At 67.8% G+C, this 24,565-nt stretch carries 22 protein-coding genes; 13 read left to right on the forward strand and 9 right to left on the reverse strand.

Annotated elements, in window-relative coordinates; genetic code table 11:
- Window positions 1-202 precede the first annotated feature (202 nt).
- Entirely contained in the window at window positions 203-646 is a 444-nt protein-coding gene (locus OK17_RS08950) for a type II toxin-antitoxin system PemK/MazF family toxin (RefSeq protein ID WP_461417237.1), read from the reverse strand.
- The gene (locus OK17_RS08955; protein WP_461417238.1) at window positions 643-1,341 is read right to left on the reverse strand and encodes an alpha/beta hydrolase family protein; all 699 of its coding nucleotides are present in this window, start codon (window positions 1,339-1,341) and stop codon (window positions 643-645) included. Before OK17_RS08955 ends, OK17_RS08950 begins: the two co-directional genes overlap by 4 nt.
- 50 nt (window positions 1,342-1,391) lie before the next feature.
- On the opposite strand from OK17_RS08955, the gene lepA reads away from it, so the two are divergent.
- The 7 genes from lepA to OK17_RS08990 all read left to right on the forward strand — a co-directional run bounded on the left by lepA (window position 1,392) and on the right by OK17_RS08990 (window position 10,310).
- Window positions 1,392-3,278, forward strand: coding sequence for a translation elongation factor 4 (gene lepA, locus OK17_RS08960; RefSeq protein ID WP_006865758.1), 1,887 nt, complete (start codon window positions 1,392-1,394; stop codon window positions 3,276-3,278).
- On the forward strand, window positions 3,279-5,330 hold the full coding sequence (locus tag OK17_RS08965) for a M3 family metallopeptidase (protein ID WP_461417239.1): 2,052 nt from the start codon (window positions 3,279-3,281) through the stop codon (window positions 5,328-5,330). It begins immediately after the preceding gene.
- Between the two features lie 13 nt (window positions 5,331-5,343).
- The gene (locus OK17_RS08970; RefSeq protein WP_232717702.1) at window positions 5,344-6,249 is read left to right on the forward strand and encodes a cation diffusion facilitator family transporter; all 906 of its coding nucleotides are present in this window, start codon (window positions 5,344-5,346) and stop codon (window positions 6,247-6,249) included.
- A 144-nt stretch (window positions 6,250-6,393) separates the two neighbouring features.
- Window positions 6,394-7,509 (forward strand): sulfate ABC transporter substrate-binding protein, encoded by a 1,116-nt coding sequence (locus OK17_RS08975; protein ID WP_461417240.1) that lies wholly within the window; start codon window positions 6,394-6,396, stop codon window positions 7,507-7,509.
- Window positions 7,506-8,387 (forward strand): sulfate ABC transporter permease subunit CysT, encoded by an 882-nt coding sequence (cysT, locus tag OK17_RS08980; RefSeq protein ID WP_461417241.1) that lies wholly within the window; start codon window positions 7,506-7,508, stop codon window positions 8,385-8,387. Before OK17_RS08975 ends, cysT begins: the two co-directional genes overlap by 4 nt.
- Window positions 8,384-9,313 (forward strand): sulfate ABC transporter permease subunit CysW, encoded by a 930-nt coding sequence (gene cysW / locus OK17_RS08985; RefSeq protein WP_232717705.1) that lies wholly within the window; start codon window positions 8,384-8,386, stop codon window positions 9,311-9,313. Before cysT ends, cysW begins: the two co-directional genes overlap by 4 nt.
- Before the next feature lies 1 nt (window position 9,314).
- A complete protein-coding gene (locus OK17_RS08990; protein ID WP_461417242.1) occupies window positions 9,315-10,310 on the forward strand; it encodes a sulfate/molybdate ABC transporter ATP-binding protein in 996 nt (331 codons plus the stop codon).
- 147 nt (window positions 10,311-10,457) lie between these two features.
- On the opposite strand, the gene OK17_RS08995 is transcribed toward OK17_RS08990, so the two are convergent.
- The gene (locus OK17_RS08995) at window positions 10,458-12,491 is read right to left on the reverse strand and encodes a glycoside hydrolase family 15 protein (protein WP_461417243.1); all 2,034 of its coding nucleotides are present in this window, start codon (window positions 12,489-12,491) and stop codon (window positions 10,458-10,460) included.
- A gap of 94 nt (window positions 12,492-12,585) precedes the next feature.
- Between OK17_RS08995 and OK17_RS09000 the strand changes: the two genes are divergently transcribed.
- On the forward strand, window positions 12,586-12,786 hold the full coding sequence (locus OK17_RS09000) for a hypothetical protein (RefSeq protein ID WP_006865766.1): 201 nt from the start codon (window positions 12,586-12,588) through the stop codon (window positions 12,784-12,786).
- Window positions 12,787-12,886: 100 nt separating this feature from the next.
- On the opposite strand, the gene OK17_RS09005 is transcribed toward OK17_RS09000, so the two are convergent.
- Genes OK17_RS09005 through OK17_RS09025 form a run of 5 tightly spaced genes read right to left on the reverse strand, consistent with a single transcriptional unit; the run spans window position 12,887 to window position 18,378 of the window.
- Window positions 12,887-13,618, reverse strand: coding sequence for a sirohydrochlorin chelatase (locus OK17_RS09005; protein WP_232717707.1), 732 nt, complete (start codon window positions 13,616-13,618; stop codon window positions 12,887-12,889).
- The gene (locus tag OK17_RS09010) at window positions 13,615-14,910 is read right to left on the reverse strand and encodes a sulfate adenylyltransferase subunit 1 (protein WP_461417244.1); all 1,296 of its coding nucleotides are present in this window, start codon (window positions 14,908-14,910) and stop codon (window positions 13,615-13,617) included. Before OK17_RS09010 ends, OK17_RS09005 begins: the two co-directional genes overlap by 4 nt.
- Entirely contained in the window at window positions 14,910-15,866 is a 957-nt protein-coding gene (cysD, locus tag OK17_RS09015) for a sulfate adenylyltransferase subunit CysD (protein WP_232717709.1), read from the reverse strand. Before cysD ends, OK17_RS09010 begins: the two co-directional genes overlap by 1 nt.
- Window positions 15,848-16,600: a phosphoadenylyl-sulfate reductase gene (locus OK17_RS09020; RefSeq protein ID WP_461417245.1), complete on the reverse strand. Its 753-nt coding sequence runs from the start codon at window positions 16,598-16,600 to the stop codon at window positions 15,848-15,850. The genes cysD and OK17_RS09020 overlap by 19 nt, the downstream gene beginning before the upstream one ends.
- Window positions 16,597-18,378, reverse strand: a complete 1,782-nt coding sequence (locus tag OK17_RS09025; RefSeq protein ID WP_119032753.1) for a nitrite/sulfite reductase — start codon at window positions 18,376-18,378, stop codon at window positions 16,597-16,599. Before OK17_RS09025 ends, OK17_RS09020 begins: the two co-directional genes overlap by 4 nt.
- A gap of 402 nt (window positions 18,379-18,780) precedes the next feature.
- Here OK17_RS09025 and hemW point away from each other — a divergent pair, with 402 nt between their 5' ends.
- A complete protein-coding gene (gene hemW / locus OK17_RS09030) occupies window positions 18,781-19,992 on the forward strand; it encodes a radical SAM family heme chaperone HemW (protein WP_461417246.1) in 1,212 nt (403 codons plus the stop codon).
- 8 nt (window positions 19,993-20,000) lie between these two features.
- On the opposite strand, the gene OK17_RS09035 is transcribed toward hemW, so the two are convergent.
- Complete coding sequence (locus OK17_RS09035) at window positions 20,001-20,504, reverse strand: type II toxin-antitoxin system VapB family antitoxin (RefSeq protein WP_119032751.1); 504 nt, start codon at window positions 20,502-20,504, stop codon at window positions 20,001-20,003.
- A gap of 106 nt (window positions 20,505-20,610) precedes the next feature.
- Here OK17_RS09035 and hrcA point away from each other — a divergent pair, with 106 nt between their 5' ends.
- From hrcA to OK17_RS09055, 4 genes are all read left to right on the forward strand, one after another.
- A complete protein-coding gene (gene hrcA, locus OK17_RS09040) occupies window positions 20,611-21,645 on the forward strand; it encodes a heat-inducible transcriptional repressor HrcA (RefSeq protein ID WP_119033802.1) in 1,035 nt (344 codons plus the stop codon).
- A gap of 170 nt (window positions 21,646-21,815) precedes the next feature.
- A complete protein-coding gene (gene dnaJ, locus OK17_RS09045; protein ID WP_461417247.1) occupies window positions 21,816-22,991 on the forward strand; it encodes a molecular chaperone DnaJ in 1,176 nt (391 codons plus the stop codon).
- A complete protein-coding gene (locus OK17_RS09050; protein ID WP_461417248.1) occupies window positions 22,988-23,737 on the forward strand; it encodes a 16S rRNA (uracil(1498)-N(3))-methyltransferase in 750 nt (249 codons plus the stop codon). The genes dnaJ and OK17_RS09050 overlap by 4 nt, the downstream gene beginning before the upstream one ends.
- Entirely contained in the window at window positions 23,734-24,528 is a 795-nt protein-coding gene (locus tag OK17_RS09055; RefSeq protein WP_461417249.1) for an alpha/beta hydrolase family protein, read from the forward strand. The genes OK17_RS09050 and OK17_RS09055 overlap by 4 nt, the downstream gene beginning before the upstream one ends.
- Window positions 24,529-24,565: the final 37 nt, after the last annotated feature.

Here is a 24,565-nt window from a genome sequence, read left to right on the forward strand (position 1 = left end):
GGTTGGCGTAGGGGTGTCACCAGGCCTTCGTGGCTCGTCGCTTCGCTCCTCGCGCCTCAGGCAGCAGAGCTGGGTGCGATGCGTTCTTTCGGCTCAGGCGGCAGAGCTGGGTGCGTCGCGTTCTTTCGGATCAGGCAGCGAGGGGTGGCGGCGCAACGGATCTCGACGTCGTCGTGGAGATCACCCGGTTGGCGTAGGACGCCTAATGCCAGCCGAAGCGTGACCTGAGTTCATCGGCGACCGCGTCGAAGCGGCGACGGTCGAGGATGGCGCCCTCGCGTCGGATGCCGTCGGCGTCGACGACGAGGACGCGGTCGAGGCGGACGAAGCTCGGCCGGTTCTGTGAGTCCCAGCTCCCGGTGCCGACGGCGAACCAGTCGTCGTCATCCTGGTGATAGTCCTTGCTCGACAGCATCAGACCCAGAACCTCCTGGAAAGTGTCACCGTCGGCGGTCTCGGCGTTGGCGTCGCGGCCCACGACGAGCACCGGGCGGTCCTTGCCCTGGCTGGGGTCGTCCTCGTAGGCGACCCAGGTCCACACGATCTCGCCGGGATCGGCGTCGCCGTCGAGTTCGGGGTTGTAACTGATCGTGCGGGCGACGTCTTCGGTGGGGCGGAGGCGGGATCGGATGCTGCGGTTCGTCACGCCCGAGATCCTTTCATCAGGAACTCGTCGACGGCGTCGGCGGTCAGCTGCGCGGTCGGCTTCTTCTTCGGGTTGAGGTCGTGACCGACCTTCTCGAGTTCGACGATCCGCGTCGGCGCGTCGATCAGGCCGACCGCCGCGGCCATCTCCTCGGTGGTGCCGAACGGGTCGGTGCTGCCGTGGACGACGAGGGTCGGCACGGTGATCGACGGCAGGTGTTCGGTACGCAGCCGGTCGGGCTTGCCGGGCGGATGCAGGGGATAGGAGCTGAGCAGGAGGCCGTCGGCGAGGTCGGTGCCGTCCTCGGCGACCGCCATCGACGCCTGACGCCCGCCGTAGGAGTGGCCGCCGACGAACAGCGGGCCGTCGGACTCGCCGCGGAACCTCGCGCAGGCGGCGCGGATCCCGTCCCGATCGGCCGGCGACGTCGACGGACTGGGCGGTCCCTTGGGCCGGCGCCGACGGTAGGGGAGGTCGATTCGGGCGACGACGTAGCCGCGTGAACTCAGTTCGTCGGCGAGCGCGCGCAGGATGACCGCGTTGCGGTTGCCGCCCGCGCCGTGGGCCAGGACGATCATGGCGCGGGGTGTGCCGTCCGGCCGGTGCACGTCGGCGGCGACGTCCTCGGTCTCGACGGGGGTGATGGTGGTCGCTGGCTTTTCCGACTCGGCGGACTCGGCTGTCACGGCTGCCACGGTAGCGCCCCGCCATCCGCTTGGGCACCATTCGCGGCGCTCATGAGAACATGGTGGTCAACGTACGTGTCCATCCTCGAGGAGTAGTTCCAATTCCCACCTTCGCCGACCAGACCTTCACCGACCCGGCGCGCATCCGGAACTTCTGCATCATCGCCCACATCGACCACGGAAAGTCGACGCTGGCCGACCGGATGCTGCAGCTCACAGGTGTCGTGGAAGAGCGCCAGATGCGGGCGCAGTACCTCGATCGCATGGACATCGAGCGTGAGCGCGGCATCACCATCAAGGCGCAGAACGTGCGACTGCCGTGGCAGCTCGACGGTGACGACTACGTCGTGCACCTCATCGACACCCCCGGTCACGTCGACTTCACCTACGAGGTGTCGCGTGCGCTCGAGGCGTGCGAAGGTGCGGTCCTCCTCGTCGACGCCGCCCAGGGCATCGAGGCCCAGACGCTCGCCAACCTGTACCTGGCGATGGAGAACGACCTCACCATCATCCCGGTCCTGAACAAGATCGACCTGCCCGCGGCCGACCCCGAACGGTATGCCGCCGAGCTCGCCCACATCGTGGGTTGTGAGCCCGAGGACGTCCTGCGGGTGTCCGGCAAGACCGGCGTCGGCGTCAGCGAACTGCTCGACGAGGTCATCCGCAAGGTGCCCGCCCCCGTCGGGAACGCCGACGCCCCGGCACGCGCGATGATCTTCGACTCGGTTTACGACACCTACCGCGGCGTGGTCACCTACGTCCGTGTCGTCGACGGCAAGATCGTGCCCCGCGAGAAGATCCAGATGATGTCGACCGGTGCGACCCACGAGCTGCTCGAGGTGGGCATCGTGTCGCCGGAACCGAAGGCCACCCAGGGCCTCGGCGTCGGCGAGGTGGGTTACCTCATCACCGGTGTGAAGGATGTGCGCCAGTCGAAGGTCGGTGACACCGTCACCAGCGCCCGCAACGGCGCGAGCGAAGCGCTCACCGGCTATCGCGAACCGCGACCGATGGTCTACTCGGGTCTGTACCCGATGGACGGATCGGATTACCCGGTCCTGCGTGAGGCGCTGGAGAAGCTGCAACTCAACGACGCCGCGCTCACCTATGAGCCGGAGACCTCGGTGGCCTTGGGCTTCGGATTCCGTTGCGGCTTCCTGGGTCTGCTCCACATGGAGATCACCCGCGAGCGTCTCGAGCGCGAGTTCAACCTGGATCTCATCTCTACCGCACCCAACGTGGTGTACCGCGTGGTGATGGAGGACGGCTCCGAACACATCGTCACCAACCCGTCGGACTGGCCGGAGGGCAAGACCCGCCACATCTACGAGCCGATCGTCAAGACCACCGTGATCGCGCCGAGCGAGTTCATCGGCGCCATCATGGAGCTCTGCCAGTCGCGTCGCGGCGAGCTCGGCGGCATGGACTACCTCTCGGAAACCCGTGTGGAACTCCGCTACACCCTGCCGATGGCAGAGATCATCTTCGACTTCTTCGACTCGCTGAAGTCGCGCACCCGCGGCTATGCCTCGCTCGACTACGAGGAGGCGGGAGAGCAGGAAGCCGACCTGGTCAAGGTCGACATCCTGCTGCAGGGTGAGGCCGTCGACGCGTTCAGCGCGATCGTCCACCGCGACGCCGCCTACGCCTACGGCAACAAGATGGCGCTCAAGCTCCGCGAGCTCATCCCGCGCCAGCAGTTCGAGGTCCCGATCCAGGCGGCCATCGGCTCGAAGATCATTGCGCGCGAGAACATCCGGGCGATCCGCAAGGACGTCCTCGCGAAGTGCTACGGCGGCGACATCAGCCGTAAGCGCAAGCTGCTCGAGAAGCAGAAGGAAGGCAAGAAGCGGATGAAGACCATCGGCCGTGTCGAGGTCCCGCAGGAGGCGTTCGTCGCAGCGCTCTCCACCGATGCAGCAGGTGACAAACCGAAAGGGAAGTAGATGACGGGGCAGGACAGCGCAACCAATCCGGTACTGGCACAGAGTGATCTGCCCTACGATCTACCGGACTTCGCGTCGATCTCCGACGACGACTTCCTGCCCGCCTTCCGCGAGGCGATGGCGTCGCACCTCGCCGAGGTCGAGGCCATCGCCGCCGACCCCGCCGCACCGACCTTCCCCAACACCATCGAGGCACTGGAACTCTCGGGTCGTGACCTGGCCCGTGCATCGGGTATCTTCTTCAACCTCGTCGGCCCCGACACGAACCCCAGGCGCAACGAGATCTCCCAGGAACTCTCGACGCTGCTGACCGACCACGGCAACACCATCGCGATGAATCCCGTTCTGTTCGGCCGGATCTCGGATCTCGCCTCCCACGCCGACGAACTCGACCTGACCGAGCCGCAGCGTCGTCTTCTCGACAAGCGGTACCGCGAGTCCGTGCGCGCCGGTGCCGGTCTGCCCGAGGCGGAGCAGGAGGAGATGCGCCAGATCGCCTCCCGGCTCGCCTATCTGACGACGACCTTCTCGCAGAAGATCCTCGACGACACCAACGATTCGGCGGTCCTCGTCGACGATGCGGCCGACCTCGACGGTCTGTCCGCCGGCCAGATCGCGGCCGCTCGGCGCGCGGCGGCCGACGCCGGCCACGAGAACGGCTACCTGATCACCCTGGAACTGCCGACCAGCCAGTCGGTGCTGACCGAGCTGACGAATCCCGCCGTGCGGCAACGGGTGTTCGACGCGTCGGTGAACCGCTGCTCGCGCGGCAACGACCACGACACCCGCGAACTCGTCCTCGAGATCGTCCGGCTGCGTGCTCGCCGTGCCGAGCTGCTGGGGTACCGCGACCACGCCGAGTTCGTGATCGCCGAGCAGACCGCACCCGACCCGTCCGCGGTAGACGACCTGCTGCGCGAACTCAACGAGTCCGCGATGCGTGCCGGGGGTCGGGAACTGACCCGGCTCACCGAGTTCGCCGGCGACGTCGAGATCGGACCCGCCGACCTGACCTTCTGGCTCGAACGCGAGAAGCAGGCCAAGTCCTCGGTGCCGCTCGACGGTTTCGCCGACTACTGCGAGCTCGACACCGTCCTGACCCGCGGAGTCTTCTACGCGGCCAACAAGCTGTACGGCCTGACTTTCGTCGAACGCACCGGGCTGCCCGTCTATCACCCCGACGTGCGGGTGTGGGAGGTGCGGGACGACTCGGGCACCGGCATAGGACTGTTCCTCGGCGACTACTACGCGCGGCCGTCGAAGCGCGGCGGTGCCTGGATGAACAACATCGTCGACCAGTCGTCGGTGCTGCAGACCCAGCCGATCATCGTCAACGTCCTGAACCTGACGAAACCCGACGAGGGACAGCCATGTCTGCTCACCATCGATCAGCTGACGACCCTGTTCCACGAGTTCGGGCACGCGCTGCACGGTCTGTTGTCGTCGGTCGAGTACCCGTCCCAGTCCGGTACGTCCGTGCCGCGCGACTTCGTCGAGTTCCCGTCGCAGGTCAACGAGATGTGGGCGCTGCACCCGGAGGTGCTCGCCAACTATGCGCTGCACCACGCGACCGGTGAGCCGATCCCGGCCGAACTGGCCGCCGCCGCACGGGAATCCGCGGGCGCCGAGACCGCGCACGGGACCATCGAGTACCTCGCGGCGTCGTCTCTCGATCTCGCCTGGCACCGGCTGACGGTCGAGGAGGCCGCGGCCGTGACCGACGTGGAGGCATTCGAGGCGAAGGCACTCACGGAGGTCGGCCTGCAAACCGACCTGATCCCGCCGCGCTACCGCAGCGCCTACTTCAACCACATCTTCGGCGGCGGCTACTCGGCCGGCTACTACAGCTACATCTGGTCGGAGGTCCTCGACGCCGAGACCGAACAATGGTTCCTCGCCTCGGGCGGCCTCGAGCGCAACAACGGACGACGCTTCGCCGAGGCGACGCTGTCGCGCGGTGACAGCATCGACCCGCTGGTGTCGCACGAGGCCCTGATCGGCCGTAAGCCGCAGATCGAGCCGCTCCTGCGTCGTCGGGGGCTCGCGGCCTGAGCCGGTCCCGATCATGACAAGCGGACAACGCCGTAACCTCGCGCGGTTCGCGGTGCTCAGCATCGTGACCGCGGTGGTCGTGTTCGGGCTCAAACTGCTGGCCTGGTGGATCACCGGGTCGGTGGGCCTGCTGTCCGACGCGCTCGAATCTATCGTCAACGTCGTCGCCGCCGTGGGCGCGTTCGTCGCACTACGGGTCGCCGCGAAGCCACCGGACCGGGGACACAACTTCGGGCACACCAAGGCCGAGTACTTCTCGGCGGTGTTCGAAGGTGTCCTTATCGTCGTGGCGGCGGTGATCATCGTCGTGACCGCGATCGACCGGCTCATCAACCCGCGCGAGCTCGAAGAGGTCGGACTCGGGCTCGGCATCTCGGTGGGCGCCACGGTACTCAATGCGGCGGTGGGGCTGATCCTCATCCGGGCCGGCCGCAAACACCGGTCACTGACCCTCGAAGCCGACGGCAAGCATCTGATGACCGACGTGGCGACCACGGTCGGCGTCCTCGTGGGCGTCTTCCTGGTCGCGTTGACCGGCTGGCTACCGCTCGACCCGCTGATCGCCATCGCGGTCGCGATCAACATCATGGTCGTCGGCAGCCGGCTGGTGTGGCGCTCGGGTGCCGGTCTGATGGACTCCGCGCTCCCCGCCGAGCAGCGCTCCGCCATCGACGGCGTACTCGACCGACACCGTGCCGACGGCATCGTCTTCCACGACATCCGCACCCGCGAGGCCGGTCACGAACGGTTCCTGCAGCTTCACATGCTCGTTCCCGGTGACTGGTCGGTGCAGCGCGCCCACGATCTCACCGAGGTCGTCGAGGACGAACTGCACGCTGCGGTACCGGACCTGAACATCACGACACACGTCGAACCGGTCAACGATCCGCGCGCCTACGAGGAGTGGCGACTGGAATAGGAACGGCGCCCTGACCATGGCCTGCGGAGAGTTTCGATCTCACTGATTTGAACTCGGGCGACGGCCCGGCAGGTTGCTAGCGTAGTCCGGTCTCCGCCGGTCACAGCCCTCATCAGACCGGCCCCGCCGAGTCTTGGAGGAAGAGTGAGCGCTGGCCCTGTCACGCCGCGCGGCACCCGGGTGCTGGTGAGCCTACTGGCGTTGGCGATGGTGTTCGTCGCGGGCTGTGGTGGCGGATCGACCGACGAGCCCGGCGGAGTGGACATCTCCAGCGGCGACCGGCACCTCGACCTGGTCGCCTACGCCGTCCCCAAGATCGGCTTCGACGAGATCATCCCGGCGTTCCGCGACACCCCTGAGGGCCACGACATCGGCTTCTCGGCGTCGTACGGCGCCTCCGGAGACCAGTCGCGCAAGGTGGCCCGTCGTGTTCCTGCCGACGTCGTGAACTTCTCGGTCGAGCCCGACATCACCCGACTGGTGAAAGCCGGCCTGGTCGACGAGGACTGGAAGAAGCAGGCGCCCAACAACAGCACCCCGTTCGGGTCGGTCGTCGCGCTGGTGGTCCGCAAGGGCAACCCGAAGGGCATCCGCGACTGGGACGATCTGCTGAAGCCCGGCGTACAGGTGGTCACCCCCAACCCGGGCAGCTCCGGCTCGGCGAAGTGGAATCTGCTGGCGCCGTACGCCGCCGTCAGCAACGGCGGCCGGGATTCACAGGCCGGCCTGGACTACGTGGCCGAACTGGTCCGCGATCACATCAAGGTGGTGCCCAAGTCGGGTCGCGAGGCCACCACGGCGTTCGAGCAGGGTCAGGGCGACGTCTTGATCAGCTACGAGAACGAAGCGATCATGCTCGACAAGAACAACGCCACCGCCGGCCCGAACAGCCAGGTCGAATATGTGATCCCGCCACAGACCTTCAAGATCGAGAACCCTGTCGCGGTCGTCAACACCTCCGATGACATCGCCGGCGCACGCTCCTTCGTCGACTTCCTCTTCACTCCGGAGGCGCAGCTGATCTGGGCCGAGCAGGGATTCCGGCCGGTCGACCCCGCGGTCATCGAGGCGACCCGGGATATGTTCCCCGGGGACATCGCGAAGCTGTGGACCATCGCCGAAGTCGGCAAGGTGCTCGGGGAGGGCACCGCCGAGGACAACGACGGCAAGGACCTGACCGGTTGGAAGGCCGTCGACGAGGCGCTGTTCGGCAAGAAGGGCGCCATCACCAAGATCTACGACTCAGGGGGTAAGCAGTGACTCCGGTCGACTCGACGGCCACGGAGGCCGGGACACCCGTTCCCGACTCGCGGCCGCCCCGCGGGTTCCTCGGACGCTCGCGCACCTTCGCCGGCGTGAGCCCGATGACCATCGGCGTCGCCTGGCTCTGGCTCAGCGTCATCGTGCTGCTGCCGCTGGCCGCCATCACGGTGCAGTCCTTCGAGGACGGCTGGAGTGGCTTCTGGGAGGCGATCTCGGCGCCCGCCGCGGTGGACACCATCTGGATCACGGTGCTCGTGTCCGTGATCGCGGCGTTGATCAACGTCGTGTTCGGCACCCTGATCGCGTGGGTACTGGTCCGAGACGAGTTCCCCGGCAAGGGTGTCGTGAACGCCATCATCGACCTGCCGTTCGCGTTGCCGACGATCGTCGCCAGCCTCGTTCTGTTGTCGTTGTACGGGCCGAACAGTCCCATCGACATCCAGCTCAACGCGACCAAGCCCGCACTGGTGATCGCCCTGACGTTCGTCACCCTGCCGTTCGTGGTGCGCCAGGTACAGCCGGTTCTCATCGAACTCGACGTCGACGTCGAGGAAGCGGCAGCCGTGCTGGGCGCGAACAACGCCACGATCTTCCGCAAGATCGTGCTGCCGGCCCTTCTCCCGGCGATCCTGACCGGCGCCGGCCTGGCGTTCACGCGCGCCATCGGCGAGTTCGGTTCCGTGGTGCTCATCGGCGGCAACATCCCCGGCGACACCCAGGTGGCCTCGCAGTACATCCAGCAGCAGATCGAGATCGACGCACCCGTCAACGCGGCCGCGATCTCGGTGGTGCTGCTGCTGATCGCCTTCGTCACGCTGCTCGTCCTGCGCGTCGCGGGCCGCCGACAGTCCAAGAGGGAGGACGCAGACCGATGAAGGTTGCACCTCTGACGAAGTACGGGCTGCGCACCGTCGCGCTCGTCTACCTGTTGATCCTCCTGGTGGTCCCGGTCGGCACGATCTTCTACCGCTCCTTCGAACACGGCCTCGGCCAGTTCTGGGAGTGGATCACCACGCCGGCCGCCATCTCGGCGCTACAACTCAGCCTGCTGATCGTCGCCATCGTGGTGCCGCTCAACGTGATCTTCGGCGTGATCACCGCGCTGGCCCTGGCTCGCGGCCGCTTCCCCGGCAAGGGATTGCTGCAGTCGGTCGTCGACCTGCCGTTCGCGGTGTCGCCGGTGGTCGCCGGCGTCGCCCTGATCCTGCTGTGGGGTTACGGCGGCTGGTTCGGCGGCATCGAGAGCCTCGGCTTCCGGATCATCTTCGGCTTCCCCGGATTGGTGCTGGCCACGCTGTTCGTCACGCTCCCGTTCGTGGCCCGCGAGGTCGAACCGGTGCTCCGGGAGATCGGAACCGAACAGGAAGAGGCCGCTGCGACACTGGGCGCCAACAACTGGCAGGTCTTCTGGCGGGTGACCCTTCCGGCGATCCGCTGGGGCCTGACCTACGGCATCGTGTTGACCGTCGCGCGAGCGCTGGGCGAATACGGTGCGGTGACCATGGTGTCGTCGAACTATCCCGGTGTGTCCCAGACGCTGACGTTGCTGGTCCACTCCCGCTACACCGACGACTACAACGAATTCGGTGCCTATGCGGCCGCAACCCTGCTGATGTTCGTCGCCATCCTGGTGCTCGTGCTGATGTCGCTGATCGAGCGCCGCGCCAAGTCCCGACTCGTCGACGCCAGTGAGTCCACGTCCACCGACGTCGAACTCGATCTGACCCCGCCGCACGGCCCCGAGTCCGTCGACGCCAAGCAGATCGTCCATCCCAACGCCCAGCACAAGGAAGGCGTGTGACATGTCCATTCAGGTGACCGGCGCGAACAAGCGCTATGGCGACTTCGCCGCCCTCGACGACGTCTCCATCGACATCCCGGACGGTCAGCTCACCTCGTTGCTGGGGCCGTCGGGCTCCGGCAAGTCGACGCTGCTGCGCGCGATCGCCGGCCTCGACACACTGGACTCCGGCATCGTCCGTATCAACGAGAACGACGTCTCGCAGAAGTCGCCGCAGAAGCGCGACATCGGTTTCGTGTTCCAGCACTACGCCGCGTTCAAACACCTCACCGTGCGCGACAACATCGCCTTCGGCCTCAAGATCCGCAAGCGGCCCAAGAAGGAGGTCGACGCCAAGGTCGACGAACTCCTCGAGGTGGTCGGACTGGCCGTCTTCCAGCACCGCTTCCCGGCGCAGCTGTCGGGTGGTCAGCGGCAGCGTATGGCGCTCGCCCGCGCCCTCGCCGTCGACCCCAAGGTGCTGCTGCTCGACGAGCCGTTCGGCGCCCTGGACGCGAAGGTGCGAGATGACCTGCGCCGCTGGCTGCGTCGTCTCCACGAGGAGGTGCACGTCACCACCGTGCTGGTCACCCACGACCAGCAGGAGGCACTCGACGTCAGCGACCGGATCGCCATCCTCAACAAGGGGCGCATCGAGCAGGTCGGCACGCCCGACGACCTCTACGACCGCCCGGCCAACGAGTTCGTGGCGTCGTTCCTCGGTTCGACGGTGCGTCTGAACGGCGAACTCGTTCGCCCGCACGACATCCGGATCGGACGCACCCCGGAGATGGCCTCCCCGGCTGCCGACTCGTCGCTCGACACCGGCGTCATCAAGGCGACCGTGCTGCGCGTGGTGAACCTCGGCTTCGAGACCCGCGTCGAACTCGTCGCCGCCACGACCGGTGACGAGTTCGCCGCCCAGATCACCCGCGGCGACCAGAACGCCCTCAACCTCCAGGCCGGGGAGACCGTGTACGCGCGGGCCACCAAGGTCGCGGCGCTCACCGAGGCCTAGGTCCTGCCGGCCCTACCGGCCGAGAATTGCCACCGAAATCCGCCCCTGAGAACGACCCTCAGCAGCGGCACCGACGCACTGTGTCGGCGGCCGCTCTCTGGAGGGCGTTCCTCAGGGGCGGATTTCAGTCGACGATGGTGGGGCGCGTCAGTGATTCGCCGGCTGGAACGTGTGCTGGTGCTCGGCCTCCTCGGCGCGGATGACGTGCATGACCGCGTTGATCAGCGCGAGGTGGGTGAACGCCTGGGGGAAGTTGCCGAGCTGCTGGCCGGTTTTCGCGTCGATCTCCTCGGCGTAGAGCTTCAGGGGACTCGAGTAGGAGAGCAGTCGCTCGCACAGCGTCTTCGCGCGTGCCAGTTCGCCGATCTCGACGAGTGCCGACACGAGCCAGAACGAACAGATCGTGAAGGAGCCCTCCTCGCCGGTGAGGCCGTCGTCGGTCTCCTCGACCCGGTAACGCAGCACCAGACCGTTGTCGGTCAGCTCGTCGGCGATCGCGAGAACCGTTGCGCGGACGCGATAATCGTCGGGCGGTAGGAACCGCAGGAGCGGCACGAGGAGCAGTGACGCGTCGAGCGCGTCGTCGCCGTAACGCTGTGTGAAGACGCCGCGGTCGTTGACTCCGTGGGCCAGGACGTCGGCCTTGATCTCGTCGGCGATCGCCGCCCACTCCCGGGCGTGCGTCTCCTCGCCGTGCATGGTCGCCAGCCGGGAACCGCGGTCGAGCGCCACCCAGCACATCACCTTCGACGAGGTGAAGTGCTTCGGTTCGCCACGGACCTCCCAGATGCCGCGGTCGGGTTCGCGCCAGTGCTTGATCGCCTCCTCGACCTGCGCCTTGAGGACGGGCCACAGGGTCTCGGGGACGGACTCGTGGGACTTGATGTTGAGATACACCGAGTCCAGCATCGTGCCCCAGATGTCGTGCTGCGCTTGGTTGTACGCGCCGTTGCCGATGCGGACCGGGCGTGCGCCGTCGTATCCGGAGAGGTGGGTGAGCTCTTCCTCCTCCAACGTCCGCTCACCGCCGACGCCGTACATCACCTGCAGCGGATGACGTTCACCGTTGGTGATGCCGGATACGTCGGCGATGAAGGAGAAGAAGTCGTCGGCCTCACGGTCGAGGCCCAGGGTGTACAGACCCCACAGCGCGAAGGTCGAATCGCGCACCCACGCATAGCGATAGTCCCAGTTGCGCTCGCCCTGAGGGGTTTCCGGCAGCGAGGTGGTCGCCGCGGCCAGCAGTGCGCCGGTCGGGGAGTAGGTGAGTCCCTTGAGGGTGAGCGCGGACCGCTGCAGGTGCGAGCGCCACGGGTGGTCGGGGAAGCTGCCGATGTTGATCCACTGCCGCCACGACTCACTCGTCGACCACATCTTCTGGGCGGCCTCGTCCCAGTTCTGCGGGGCGGGCTGTCGCGACCAACTCAGTGCGACGAAGCGGTTGTCGCCCTCGACGAGACGTGTACGTGCACGTGCCTCACGGCCCTCGAGGCCGAGACGGAGGTCGGTGGTGAGCTTGAGGGTGGGCATCTCCGCGTCGGACTCGGTGTCTCTGGCGGTCGCGATCGCCTCGCCGTAGGCCGGACCCGAGTACTCCCACTTGGTTGTCCCGCGGTGATAGTCGAATGCCGGCTCACAGCTCATGTGCAGTTCGACGGTGCCCGACACGCAGCGCACGGTGCGGAGCAGGATGTGCTCGGCATCCCAGTCGGTGGGGGTGCGGCGGTGGGTGCGGGAGCGGCGCTCGTTGTCGTGCCACGGCCCCATGACGAGCGCATCGCGCACGATGATCCAGCCGGTGTCGGTCTGCCAGGTCGTCTCGACCATGAGGCTGCCCGGCAGATACCGGCGGTCGACGGGCACGTTGACGCCGTACGGCGCGAGACGGAAATGGCCGGCGCTGCGGTCGAGCACTGCGCCGAAGATGCTCGGCGAATCGGGTCGCGGCACACACATCCACTCGACCGAACCGTTGCGGGCGATGAGGCAGTTGGTCTCGGTGTCGGACAGGAACGCGTAGTCGCCGATCGGCGGGAAGGCACTCCGGTGCGATGGGCTGGTCGGGTTCACCTGCGTCGGTATCGTGGCGCTGACTCGCGCGACGTCGGCCTCGGCGGTCCCGCCCTGTGGGGGAGTCGCGGTCGGCAGGGACGTTACGGTGGAGTCATCTGCAACAGACATGGGAACTATCATTGCGACGGACGCTGTCCGATGCCAGTCGGCCTGAACGGGGCCGGGCCGACAGTGATCCGAATCGGACGGACGGGGTGATGAGGTGACGGCGTTCTTCGCCTGGTGGGACGGTGTGGAGGAGTGGCTGACCGGCCTGTCCTTCGTTCCGCAGCTCTTGGTCACCGTCGCCGTGGTGATTCCCGTCGCGATCCTGATCGCCTATGTTCTCAATCTCTTGGTCGACCTGGCGGCAACGCTGTTCGACCGCCGACGCTTCGCCGACGACGATGGGACCGGACTGTGAAACTGATGCGCTCGCCGGTGACCCTCGCCCTGCTGGCATTGCTGATCCTCGTCGTGATCGCATGGCTCATCACGATGTGAGCCGCCGGATCTGACGGGTCTCAGCGCCCGGCGATCACCGTGCGACGCTGAGCCGCCGTGCGATAGAGACCGCAGATTCCCTCGACGACGTCGGGGTGTGCGCCGAGTGGGCCGGCCACGAGAGTCTCGTCGGCCAACGCGTCCAGCGCCGACTCGACCCGCTCGATCAGGAGACCGGCCGAGAGGAAGTACGGGCTGAGCGCGATGCGCTGCGCGCCGGCGACCCGGAGACGACGGACCGCCGAGGCGACCGCGCGGTTGTTCGGGCCGAGCTTGGTGGCGAAGACCACCTCGACCGGCCGATTCAGGTACGTCGACAGTTCGATGGCCCGGCGGCGGACGTGACGGTCGGCGGACTCGTCGGAGGAACCGACCGCCGACAGGATCACCCCGTCGCGCGCGCCGAGGCCTGCTTCGAGCAGACGATCGGCGAGGGCCGTCGTGAACGACCGGGTGCCGATGACGTCGGTCTGATGCGCGAACGGCCGGTGCTCGGCGATGATCGCCGGCAGGTCGACCTTGTGGTGATACCCCGCCGACAGCAGCAGCGGGACCACGACGGGATCGTCACCTGGATCGTTCGCGACAGAGGCGAGGACGTCGCCGACTAGCGGCTCGTCGAGATCGAGATAGGACAGGACCACCTCGACGCCCGGCAGAGCGGCGGCGACGGCGTCGCGCACACGGCGCGCGGTCGCGCCGAAGCGCGGATCGCGGCTGCCGTGTGCGACGAGGACGAGAGAAGGACTCACACCAACTCTTTGAGGTGCAGCGGCGCGAGTGCGTCGCCCACCAGACCGGCGGCGAGGGTGTTGCCACCCTGCGGGTCGATCAGCAGGAAGCTGCCCGACTCGCGGTTCACCTGGTAGTCGTCGGCCGGGATGGGTTCGGCGGTCTGCACCGAGATCCGCACGATCTGGTTGAGCTCCACCGACTCCGGGGCCTCCACTAGCGCCAGGTTCTGCTCGTCGAAGAGGGCATCGAGCCCGCCGACGATGGCCTGGGTGGTCTTGGTGCCGTGCTTGAGGAGCAGACGCGCACCGGGGCGCAGTTGCTTCTCGGCGAGCCAGCAGACGGTCGCGGTGAACTGCTGCACCGGTTCCGGTGCGTCGACCGCGGCGGCGATCAGGTCACCGCGCGAGATGTCGACGTTGTCGGCGAGCAGGATCGTGACGCTGCGTCCGGTGTGGGCGGACTCCAGCGGGCCGTCGGCCGTGTCGATCTGGCTGACGGTGGTCCGCTGGCCCGACGGCAGGACGACGACCTCGTCACCCACCGACACCCGACCGGCCGCGACCTGACCGGCGTATCCGCGGTAGTCGGGGTACTCGGGGGTGCGGGGACGGATCACGTACTGCACCGGGAAACGCAGGCCCACCGGGGCACGCTCGGTGAGGTTCGGGACCGTCTCGAGGTGCTCGATGAGGGTGGGGCCGTCGTAGAACGGCGTGTTCTCCGAGCGGTTCGCGACATTGTCGCCGTGGAGCGCGGACACCGGGATGGCGGTGACCTGTTCGTCGGACCAACCCAGCGAACGGGTCAGTTCGGCGAACTCGGCGGAGATCTCGGCGAACACAGAGGCCTGATCGTCGACGAGGTCGATCTTGTTGACCGCCAGCACGAGCTGCGGCACACCGAGGAGAGCCATCACCGCGGCGTGGCGACGGGTCTGGGAGACGACGCCGTTGCGGGCGTCGACGAGCAGGATCACCAGCTGGGCGGTGGAGGCGCCGGACACGGTGTTACGCGTGTACTGGACGTGGCCGGGGGTGTCGGCGAGAACGAAAGAGCGTGCAGGCGTGGCGAAGTAGCGGTACGCCACGTCGATGGTGATGCCCTGCTCGCGTTCGGCGCGCAGGCCGTCGACGAGCAGCGACAGGTCGGGGCCCTCGAGACCGCGGTCGACCGAGGCCTTGGTGACGGCGTCGATCTGGTCGGCCAGAACGGATTTCGTGTCGTACAGGAGACGGCCGACAAGCGTCGACTTGCCGTCGTCCACACTGCCGGCGGTGGCGATGCGGAGAAGGTCGGGTGCGTGCCTCATCAGAAATATCCTTCGCGCTTGCGGTCTTCCATGGCGGCCTCGGAGACCCGGTCGTCGCCACGGGTGGCGCCGCGTTCGGTCAGTCGCGATGCGGCGACCTCGGCCAGGACGGCGTCGTTGTCGGCGGCCTCGGAGAGCACCGCGCCGGTCGATGAGCCGTCGCCGACGGTGCGGTAGCGGACCGAGAGGCGCTGCAGCTCTTCGCCTTCGCGGGGTCCGCCCCAGACGCCGGGGGTCATCCACATGCCGTCTCGCAGGAAGACGTCACGTTCGTGTGCGTAGTAGATCGAGGGGAGCAGGACCTGCTCGCGGGCGATGTAGCGCCAGATGTCGAGCTCGGTCCAGTTCGACAGCGGGAACACGCGAACGTGCTCGCCCGGTGCGTGGCGGCCGTTGTAGAGGTTCCACAGCTCGGGGCGCTGACGCTTCGGGTCCCACTGGCCGAAGGCGTTGCGCAGCGAGAAGATCCGCTCCTTGGCGCGCGAGCGCTCCTCGTCGCGGCGGCCACCGCCGAAGACCGCGTCGAAGCGGTTCTCGGTGATCGCGTCGAGCAGCGGGATGGTCTGCAGCGGGTTGCGGACGCCGTCGGGGCGCTCGGTCAGCCGGCCGTCGGCGAGGTAGTCCTCGACCTTGGCGACGTGCAGACGCAGGTTGTGACGCTCGACGACGTTGTCGCGGAACTCGAGGACCTCGGGCAGGTTGTGTCCGGTGTCGACGTGCAGCAGCGAGAACGGCAGCGGCGCAGGCCAGAAGGCCTTCAGTGCGACATGCAGCAGGACGGTGGAGTCCTTGCCGCCGGAGAAGAGGATGACCGGGCGCTCGAATTCGCCTGCCACCTCACGGAAGACGTGGATGGCCTCGGACTCCAGCGCGTCGAGCGTGGTGAAGTCGTCGGTGTCGGCGGAGACGGTCAAGTCGCGGACGGGTTCGGTGACGGTCATGCGTGGAGCCCACATTCTGTCTTGGCGCGACCGGCCCAGCGGCCGCTGCGCGGATCGGATCCGGGTTCGGGTTTGGCGGTGCACGGAGCACAACCGATGGAGGGGTAGCCCTCGTCGACCAACGGGTTGACCAGCACTCCGTTGGAGTCGATGTAGTCCTGCATCTGCTCGTCGGTCCACGGTGCGATCGGGTTGATCTTGACCAGCCCGAAGGCCTCGTCGAACGAGATGAGCGGAGCGTTGGCGCGGGTGGGCGCCTCCACTCGGCGGATGCCGGTGATCCAGGCGTCGTAACCGGCCAGACCCGCCTTGAGCGGGACGACCTTGCGCAGTCGGCAGCACTCGCCGGGGTCGCGTGCGAACAGGTTGCGGCCCAGCAGTTCGTCCTGCTGCGCGACGCTGTGTTCGGGGTTGAGGTTGACCATCTCGACGCCATACACCTGCTCGACCGCGTCACGGGTGCCGATGGTCTCGGCGAAGTGGTAGCCGGTGTCGAGGAACAGGACCTTGACCGGGTCGCCGCCGAGGTGTTCGCGGTCGATGTTCTTCACCGCGAGGTCGACGAGGGCGGCGTCCTGCATGTTCGACGCGACGACGAAGTTGGTGCCGAAGGTCTCCGCGGTCCAGCGGATCAGTTCCTCCGGGGTGGCGTCGGGACCGAGGTCGGCCGCGCCCTTCGCCGCGATCGCGCGGAGTTCGTCCTCGCTGTGGCGGCGGCCGGTGGCCGTCGCCGTGGTGCTGATCGTCATCGGAGTGCCTCCTCGTCGGCGCGAACGGCCCACTGCGCGAACCGTTCACCCTCTTCGCGCTGATCCACGAAGTTGCGGACCACGCGTTCGATGTAGTCGCCGAGCTCGGTGCCGAGCACCTTGTGCTGGCGCAGCTTGCGACCGAAACCGGAGTCCAGGCCGAGGCTGCCGCCCAGGTGGACCTGGAAGCCGTCGGTCTGGTTGCCGTCGGCGTCCTCGACGAGCTGTCCCTTGAAACCGATGTCGGCGATCTGTGACCGTCCGCAGGAGTTGGGGCAGCCGTTGATGTTCACCGTGATCGGCACGTCGAGCTTCGAGTTGATGTCGGCGAGACGCTCGTCGAGCTCCGGCGCGAGAACCTGTGAACGCTTGCGGGTCTCGGTGAACGAGAGCTTGCAGAACTCGATACCGCTGCACGCCAGCAGATTCCGGCGCCACTGCGTCGGGCGGCCGTGCAGGCCAAGCGGCTTGAGCTCGTCGATGAGCCATTCGACCTTGTCGTCGGGGACGTCGAGGACGATCAGCTTCTGGTACGGGGTGAAGCGCACGCGGTCGGAACCGACGGCGGCGACAGCCTCGGCGGTCTTGGTGAGGATCGTGCCCGACACGCGACCGGCGATGGGGGAGAAGCCGATCGCGTTGAGGCCGTTGCGCAGCTTCTGCACGCCGATGTGGTCGATCGGGCGTTCGGGCTGCTCCGGCGCCGGGCCGTCGATCAGCTTGCGGCCGAGGTACTCGTCCTCGAGCACCTGACGGAACTTCTCGATGCCCCAGTCCTTGATGAGGAACTTCAGGCGCGCCTTCGCGCGGAGGCGACGGTATCCGTAGTCGCGGAAGATCGAGACCACGGCCTCCCACACGTCGGGCACCTCGTCGAGTGGGACCCAGGCGCCGACGCGCTGGGCGAGCATCGGGTTGGTGGACAGGCCGCCGCCGACCCAGAGGTCGAGGCCGGGGCCGTGTTCGGGGTGGACGACGCCGACGAAGGCGACGTCGTTGATCTCGTGGACCACGTCCTGCTGGCCGGAGATCGCGGTCTTGAACTTGCGCGGCAGGTTCGAGTACTTCGGGTCGCCGATGTAGCGGCGGACGATCTCGTCGATGGCCGGGGTGGGATCGAGGACCTCGTCGAAGGACTCGCCGGCGAGCGGCGAACCCAGCACGACGCGGGGGCAGTCGCCGCAGGCCTCGGTGGTCTTGAGGCCGACGGCTTCGAGGCGGTCCCAGATCGTCGGGACGTCTTCGATCCGGATCCAGTGGTACTGGACGTTCTCGCGGTCGGAGAGGTCGGCGGTGTCGCGGGCGAACTCGGTGGAGAGCTCGCCGAGGGTGCGCAGCTGCGCGACGTTGAGCGCTCCGGCGTCGCAGCGCACGCGCATCATGAAGTGCTTGTCTTCGAGGATGTCGATGTTCTCGTCGCCGGTCCAGGTGCCGTCGTACCCCTCGGCGCGCTGCGTGTAGAGGCCCCACCAGCGCATCCGGCCGCGCAGGTCCTGCTTGTCGATCGAGTCGAATCCCTGCTTGGAGTAGATGTTCTCGATGCGGGCGCGGACGTTGAGGGGGTTGTCGTCCTTCTTGACCTGCTCGTTGGGGTTCAGCGGCTCGCGGTAGCCGAGCTTCCACTGACCTTCGGCGCGGCGCTTGGCCGGGCGGGCCTTGCGTGCGGGACGAGCGGGCTTCTCGGTGCCGGCCTCGCCTGCCGCGGCAGCGGGCTTGACGGCATCAGGCTGTGAGCCCGTGCTGGAGACAGCAGCAGGGGCGTCGGTTGTGGACGTCATGAAATCTCCTGTGCCGGCGCACAGGGCCGGCGTTCATTGCACGAAAAGTGGGCTGAAACGTGCCGGCATCCCCGGATTCAGGGATCAGTCAGGGCCGAGACGTCGCTAGATGCGACAGAAAGCGCTGTTGACGCGCTTGAGATCAATGTGGCGACGCGCTGCGAGCCACACCCCTGGGAAAATCACGGGGTCCATATTGCCACGCCCATCATCGCCTCGTCTACTTGGGGTTATTTTCCATCACGATGATGGAAACGCGCCTGGGCCGGTGGGGCCGCAGGTCTCACCTCGAGTCGATCAATAACACCCGGCACGTGGTTATTCCCGGCCCGGGCGTGGTGTCGTGAGGCCTGGTCGATGCGGCGATTTCGGTGCTGACGTCGGGGTCGTCATGATGGAACGGTGAAGGTCGACATCGAAGCACCCACCCCCGAGCTCACCACGCAGCTCATCGACGGGGCGTGCCGAGACGTCGACTCCGACGTGCCGTTCGGTCTCTACCTGCACGTCCCGTTCTGCGCGACACGCTGCGGCTACTGCGACTTCAACACCTACACCGCAGGGGAGCTCGGCTCGACGTCGTCTCCGGAGTCCTGGCAGGAGGCGGTGGCCGCGGAGCTGGAGTCGGCGGCGCGGCTGCTGACGCCGACTCGGAAGGTGTCGACGATCTTCGTCGGCGGCGGCACCCCGTCGCTGCTCGGCGCAGACGGGCTCACCCGCCTGCTCGACTCGGTGCGCGCCAACTTCGACCTCGCCGCAGACGCGGAGGTCACCACCGAATCGAACCCGGAGTCGACGTCGCCGGCGTTCTTCGAACAGTTGCGGTCGGCCGGGTTCACGCGCATCTCGCTGGGCATGCAGTCCGCCGCCCAGCACGTCCTCAAGGTGCTCGACCGGGTGCACACCCCGGGGCGCGCGGTCGCCGCGGCGCGCGAGGCTCGGGCGGCCGGCTTCGACCACGTCAACCTCGACCTGATCTACGGGACCCCCGGGGAGACCGACGCCGACCTGCACGCCACCCTCGACGCCGTGCTGTCCGCGGGCGTCGACCACGTGTCGGCCTATGCCCTGATCGTCGAGGACGGCACCGCGCTGGCGCGTCGGATCCGGCGCGGCGAGATGCCCGCCCCCGACGACGACGTGCTCGCCGACCGCTACAAGATCCTCGATGATCGGTTGAGCGCCAACGGGTTCGGTTGGTACGAGGTGTCGAACTGGGCCCTCGACGACGCGGGCGCGTGTCGCCACAACCTCGCCTACTGGAACAGCTCGGACTGGTGGGGGATCGGCCCGGGCGCGCACTCCCACGTGAATGGCGTGCGCTGGTGGAACGTGAAGCATCCGGCGCGCTACGCGCAGACCCTCGGTGAGGGCGTGCTGCCCGCGGCGTCGTCGGAGCAGCTCACCACCGAGGACCGCCACATGGAGGCGGTCATGCTCACCACGCGACTCCGGACCGGGCTCCCGACCGAACTCCTCGACGACGCCGAACGCGCGAACGCCGAAAATCTCTGTGCCGACGGCCTGCTCGCCGCGACGGGCGATGCCTACGTCCTCACCGACGCCGGCCGGCTGCTCGCCGACGGCGTCATCCGCCGCGTGCTCTGGGGTTAGACCCGGGACTACCAGGGACGTTCGGGGCGCGGCGGGCTGGTCCAGCCGGTGGACTGGCGTCCCCGACGATGCGCGCCACCGCCGCCGGGGGATTCGGGCGCACCCCGCGGCGGCCGGACCGGTTCGGGCGGGACGTCGACGACGCGGGGACGCGCCGGGATCTCGGCGGTGTCGTCGAGCTGCTCCTCGAGAGGGCGTGCCCCCTCGGAGAGGTCGAGGGCGTCGAGGTCGAGGGTGCGTGCGTGGATGATGTTGCGGTTCCGCAGCGCCGAGCGCACCGCACGGTGGAGTCCGTCCTCGAGGTAGAGATCGCCCTCCCAGCGGACGACGTGTGCGAACAGGTCGCCGTAGAACGTCGAATCCTCGCTGAGCAGCTTGTCCAGGGCCAGCACCTTGGTGAGCGTGATCAGCTGGTCGAGTCGCAGCTGTCGCGGCGGGATCTTGGCCCAGCCGCGCGTCGACAGCTTGTGGTCGGGATAGGGCCTGCCCTCCCGCACCCCCTTGAAGATCATGGAACCCCGCGCCGGTTTCGTAGTATGGAACGTACCCAGTATGGGACGTACCCCAACTCTATGGCCCAACCCCATGGACCGGGACTCGGATCAGGAGGTGTACCGCGTGTCCACAACGGATGACCGTCGATTCGAGATCCTCCGCGCGATCGTGACCGACTACGTCGAATCGCAGGAGCCCATCGGATCGAAGGCACTCGTCGAGCGGCATCAGCTCGGGGTGTCGAGCGCAACCGTCCGCAACGACATGGCGGTACTCGAGGCCGAGGGATACATCACCCAGCCGCACACCAGCTCGGGTCGTGTCCCCACGGACAAGGGCTACCGGATGTTCGTCGACCGCATCAGCGAGATCAAGCCGCTGTCCTCGGCGGAACGACGCGCCATCCTGTCGGTGCTCGACTCCGGCGTCGACCTCGACGACGTGCTGCGACGCTCGGTCAAGCTCCTCGCCCAGCTGACCCGCCAGGTGGCCGTCATCCAATACCCGGTGCTGTCGGCGGCACGCGTCCGACACCTCGAGGTCGTGTCGCTCTCGCCGTCGCGGCTGCTGCTCGTGGTGATCGTCGACAACGGTCGCGTCGAACAGCGCATGGTCGCGCTGAACGAGGACCACGACGAAGAGGACATCAGCCGTCTGCGTGACATGTTCTCCACGGCGCTGCACGGCAAACGCCTTGCCGAGGCGTCGGCGGCGGTGGCCGAACTCGCCAACTCCGCACCCGACGACATCCGGGGCGCGGTTCTGAACATCGCGACGGTTCTCGTCGAGACCCTCGTCGAACGCGGCGACGACCGCCTGGTGCTCGGCGGCACCTCGAACCTGGCACGGTCGGCCGCCGACTTCACGCCGGTCGTCGGCGGTATGGACACCGTCCTCGAAGCACTCGAGGAGCAGGTCGTCGTGCTCAAGATTCTCGCCACGACACAGGACATGGGCCAGGTCACAGTGCAGATCGGAGAGGAGACGCAGACCGAGAACCTGCGTGGGACCTCGGTGGTGTCCACAGGGTACGGTGCATCGGGAACCGTGTTCGGCGGCGTCGGTGTGCTCGGCCCCACACGGATGGACTATCCGGGAACCATCGCCTCGGTCGCAGCCGTTGCCAAATACATCGGTGAGGTGCTCGCCGAACGATGACCGCCGCCTCGGCGACGGACGTCGGGTGAGGGCCCCCAACCGGTCGGCGGCAGAATCGAGTGGTTCCACTGCGTACCGCGCGGACGTGCGTCCACACCGATGGCGCGCACCGCGTGGGCACCAACTGAGACCGCTTGGGTACCAATTGAGATTTAAGGATCACTACAACCGTGGCACGTGACTATTACGCAATCCTGGGTGTGGCGAAAGGTGCCAGCGACCAGGAGCTCAAGCGCGCCTACCGCAAGAAGGCACGCGAACTGCATCCCGACGTCAACCCCGGTCGGGAGGACGAGTTCAAAGAGGTCAGCACCGCCTACGAGGTGCTGACCGATCCGGAGAAGCGGCGCATCGTCGACGCCGGTGGCGACCCCCTCGCGGGTGCGGGCGCCGGAGGTTTCGGCGGATTCGGCGGTGGTGGCGGTGGTGGCGGCGGCTTCGGCGACGTCTTCGAGGCCTTCTTCGGCAACGGCGGCGCCTTCGGCGGTGGCGGCGGCTTCGGGTCGGGGCGTGGACCCCGCTCGCGCGTCCAGCCGGGTGAGCCCGCCCTCGTCAACCTCAAGCTCGATCTCGCCGAGTGCGCCAAGGGCGTCAACAAGGAGATCACCGTCGACACCGCGATCCTGTGCGATGTGTGCACCGGCTCGGGGACCAACGGCGACAGCAAGCCGATCGCCTGCGACACCTGCCACGGCGCCGGCGAGATCCAGTCGGTGCAGCGTTCGTTCCTCGGTCAGGTCATGACCGTCCGCGAGTGCCCGACCTGTCACGGCGTCGGCGAGGTCATCCCCGATCCCTGCCACAAGTGCGGTGGCGACGGTCGCGTGCGTTCGCGTCGCACCATGACCGTCCGCATCCCGGCCGGTATCGAGAGCGGCATGCGTGTCCGGCTCAGCGGCCAGGGCGAGGTCGGCCCCGGCGGCGGTCCGGCCGGTGACCTCTACGTCGAGGTCACCGAACGTCCGCACGAGGTCTTCCTGCGCGACAAAGACGACCTGCACTGCACCCTGAAGGTCCCGATGGTCGACGCCGCGCTCGGCGCCGAGTTCGACGTCGAGACCATCCTCGGCGACCCGGTCACCGTCAAGATCGACCCGGGTACGCAGCCCGGCCAGGTGGTCAAGCTGCGCGGTCAGGGCATGCCGCACGTCAGCTCGGGTGTCCGCGGCACCCTGCACGTGCACCTCGACGTGGTCGTCCCGACCAAGCTCGACAACGCCCAGGCCGACGCCCTCAAGAAGCTCAAGAAGGTGGCGCAGGACGAGATCGAGGTGGTCAACACCTCGGCCGCGGCCGCTCCGGGCGGACTGTTCTCACGACTGCGCAACGCGTTCGCAGGCAAGTGAGCCCACCGCTTTTCTGGGCGGACTCCGTCCCCGCCCCGGGTGCCGACCTGATCCTCAGCGGGCCGGAAGGCCGGCATGCGGTGACGGTTGCGCGCCTCGGGGTGGGGGAGCGCATCCTCGTCGGCGACGGCGCGGGATCGGTGGCCAGATGCGAGATCCGGGAGATCACCGGGAAAGACACGCTCGTCGCGTCGGTGCGTGAGCTCTCCTTCGAGGCGCGGCCCACCCCGCAGGTGACCCTCGTGCAGGCGTTGCCGAAGTCCGAACGATCCGAACTGGCCGTCGATCTCGCGACCGAGGCCGGTATCGACGTGATCGTGCCGTGGCAGGCGATGCGCTGTGTCGCACGGTGGACGGGCAAGGCGGAGAAGGGCGTTGCCAAGTGGCGGACCGCGGCGTCGGTTGCCGCGAAACAGAGCCGACGACCCTGGATTCCCGAGGTCACCGACCTCGCCACCACAATCGACGTCCGCGCGCGGTGCGCCGACGCGGTCGCCGCCGGCGGTGTGGTCGCGGTACTGCACGAGGAGGCCGCGCGGCCCCTCGCCGAACTTCCGCTCGCCGATGCGAGCGAGATCGTGCTCGTCGTCGGCCCCGAAGGCGGACTCGACGACGCCGAGGTCGCCGACCTGACCGCGCTCGGCGCCCATTCGGTGGTCCTTGGCCCGGAGGTGCTGCGTACCTCGACCGCGGCCGCGGTGGCACTGGGTGCGATCGGCGTGCTGACCGGACGGTGGTCGCGATGAGTGGTGTCCGACGCTGCGCCGTACGACGCACCAAGATCGAATACGGCACCGAGCCTTCACAATTCGGCCATCTCTACCTGCCTCGCGATGGTCTCGACCCCGCAACTCCGGCTCGGGTCGTCGTGCTCGTCCACGGCGGCTCGTGGGCGGTGGAGTACGGCTCGACGATCCAGACCGCAGTCGCGCGCACGATGGCCGAACGCGGTGCCGTCGTGTGGAACATCGAGTATCGCCGCGTCGGGGAGCCGGGCGGCGGCTGGCCGAACACCGGCCGCGACGTCCTCGACGCGATCCGCGCCCTCGACGGCCCGGTGCGCGATGCGCTGCAGGAACAGGACATCGACCTCCGTGCGATCGACTTCTCGTCGGTCGGCGTCGTCGGACACTCGGCCGGTGGGCAGCTCGCGGTGTGGGCGGTCGGCAAACTCGGCGCCCGTACCGCATCGACCACCATCACCACCGTCGTCGCGCAGGCAGCGGTCCTCGACACCGTCTCCGCGGCGGACAAGGAGTCTCTGCGCGACCTGATGGGCCGGCCGTACAGCGAGTCGCCGCGCCGCTACGAAGAGGCGTCGCCCATGCTGGCGCCGGTCTTCGACGCGCACGTCGTCGCGATCACCGGTGACGAGGACGATCTCGTGCCCGACATCGTCAGCCGTCGCTACGTCGACGACGCCATCGCCCGCGGACAGTCGGCCGAACTGATCGTCGTGCCGGGTGAGGGACATCAGGCGTTCGTCGACCCGCGCACGGGCTGTGCGCGGCAGACGATCCGGGTGCTGGGGATCTAGGGTCTCGGCTCTCGTGACTCGGTCCTTCGTGACTCGG

The sequence above is a fragment of the Gordonia sp. GN26 genome, assembly GCF_054823965.1.

Coding starts and splice junctions, on each gene's coding strand:
- OK17_RS09055 (WP_461417249.1), top strand. CDS start 23,734: ATGAGTGGTGTCCGACGCTGCGCCGTACGACGCACCAAGATCGAATAC.
- OK17_RS08965 (WP_461417239.1), top strand. CDS start 3,279: ATGACGGGGCAGGACAGCGCAACCAATCCGGTACTGGCACAGAGTGAT.
- OK17_RS09010 (WP_461417244.1), bottom strand. CDS start 14,910: ATGAGGCACGCACCCGACCTTCTCCGCATCGCCACCGCCGGCAGTGTG.
- OK17_RS08970 (WP_232717702.1), top strand. CDS start 5,344: ATGACAAGCGGACAACGCCGTAACCTCGCGCGGTTCGCGGTGCTCAGC.
- OK17_RS08995 (WP_461417243.1), bottom strand. CDS start 12,491: ATGTCTGTTGCAGATGACTCCACCGTAACGTCCCTGCCGACCGCGACT.
- OK17_RS09025 (WP_119032753.1), bottom strand. CDS start 18,378: ATGACGTCCACAACCGACGCCCCTGCTGCTGTCTCCAGCACGGGCTCA.
- OK17_RS08990 (WP_461417242.1), top strand. CDS start 9,315: ATGTCCATTCAGGTGACCGGCGCGAACAAGCGCTATGGCGACTTCGCC.
- OK17_RS09020 (WP_461417245.1), bottom strand. CDS start 16,600: ATGACGATCAGCACCACGGCGACGGCCACCGGCCGCCGCCACAGCGAG.
- cysW (WP_232717705.1), top strand. CDS start 8,384: ATGAAGGTTGCACCTCTGACGAAGTACGGGCTGCGCACCGTCGCGCTC.
- OK17_RS09035 (WP_119032751.1), bottom strand. CDS start 20,504: ATGATCTTCAAGGGGGTGCGGGAGGGCAGGCCCTATCCCGACCACAAG.
- cysD (WP_232717709.1), bottom strand. CDS start 15,866: ATGTGGGCTCCACGCATGACCGTCACCGAACCCGTCCGCGACTTGACC.
- lepA (WP_006865758.1), top strand. CDS start 1,392: ATGGTGGTCAACGTACGTGTCCATCCTCGAGGAGTAGTTCCAATTCCC.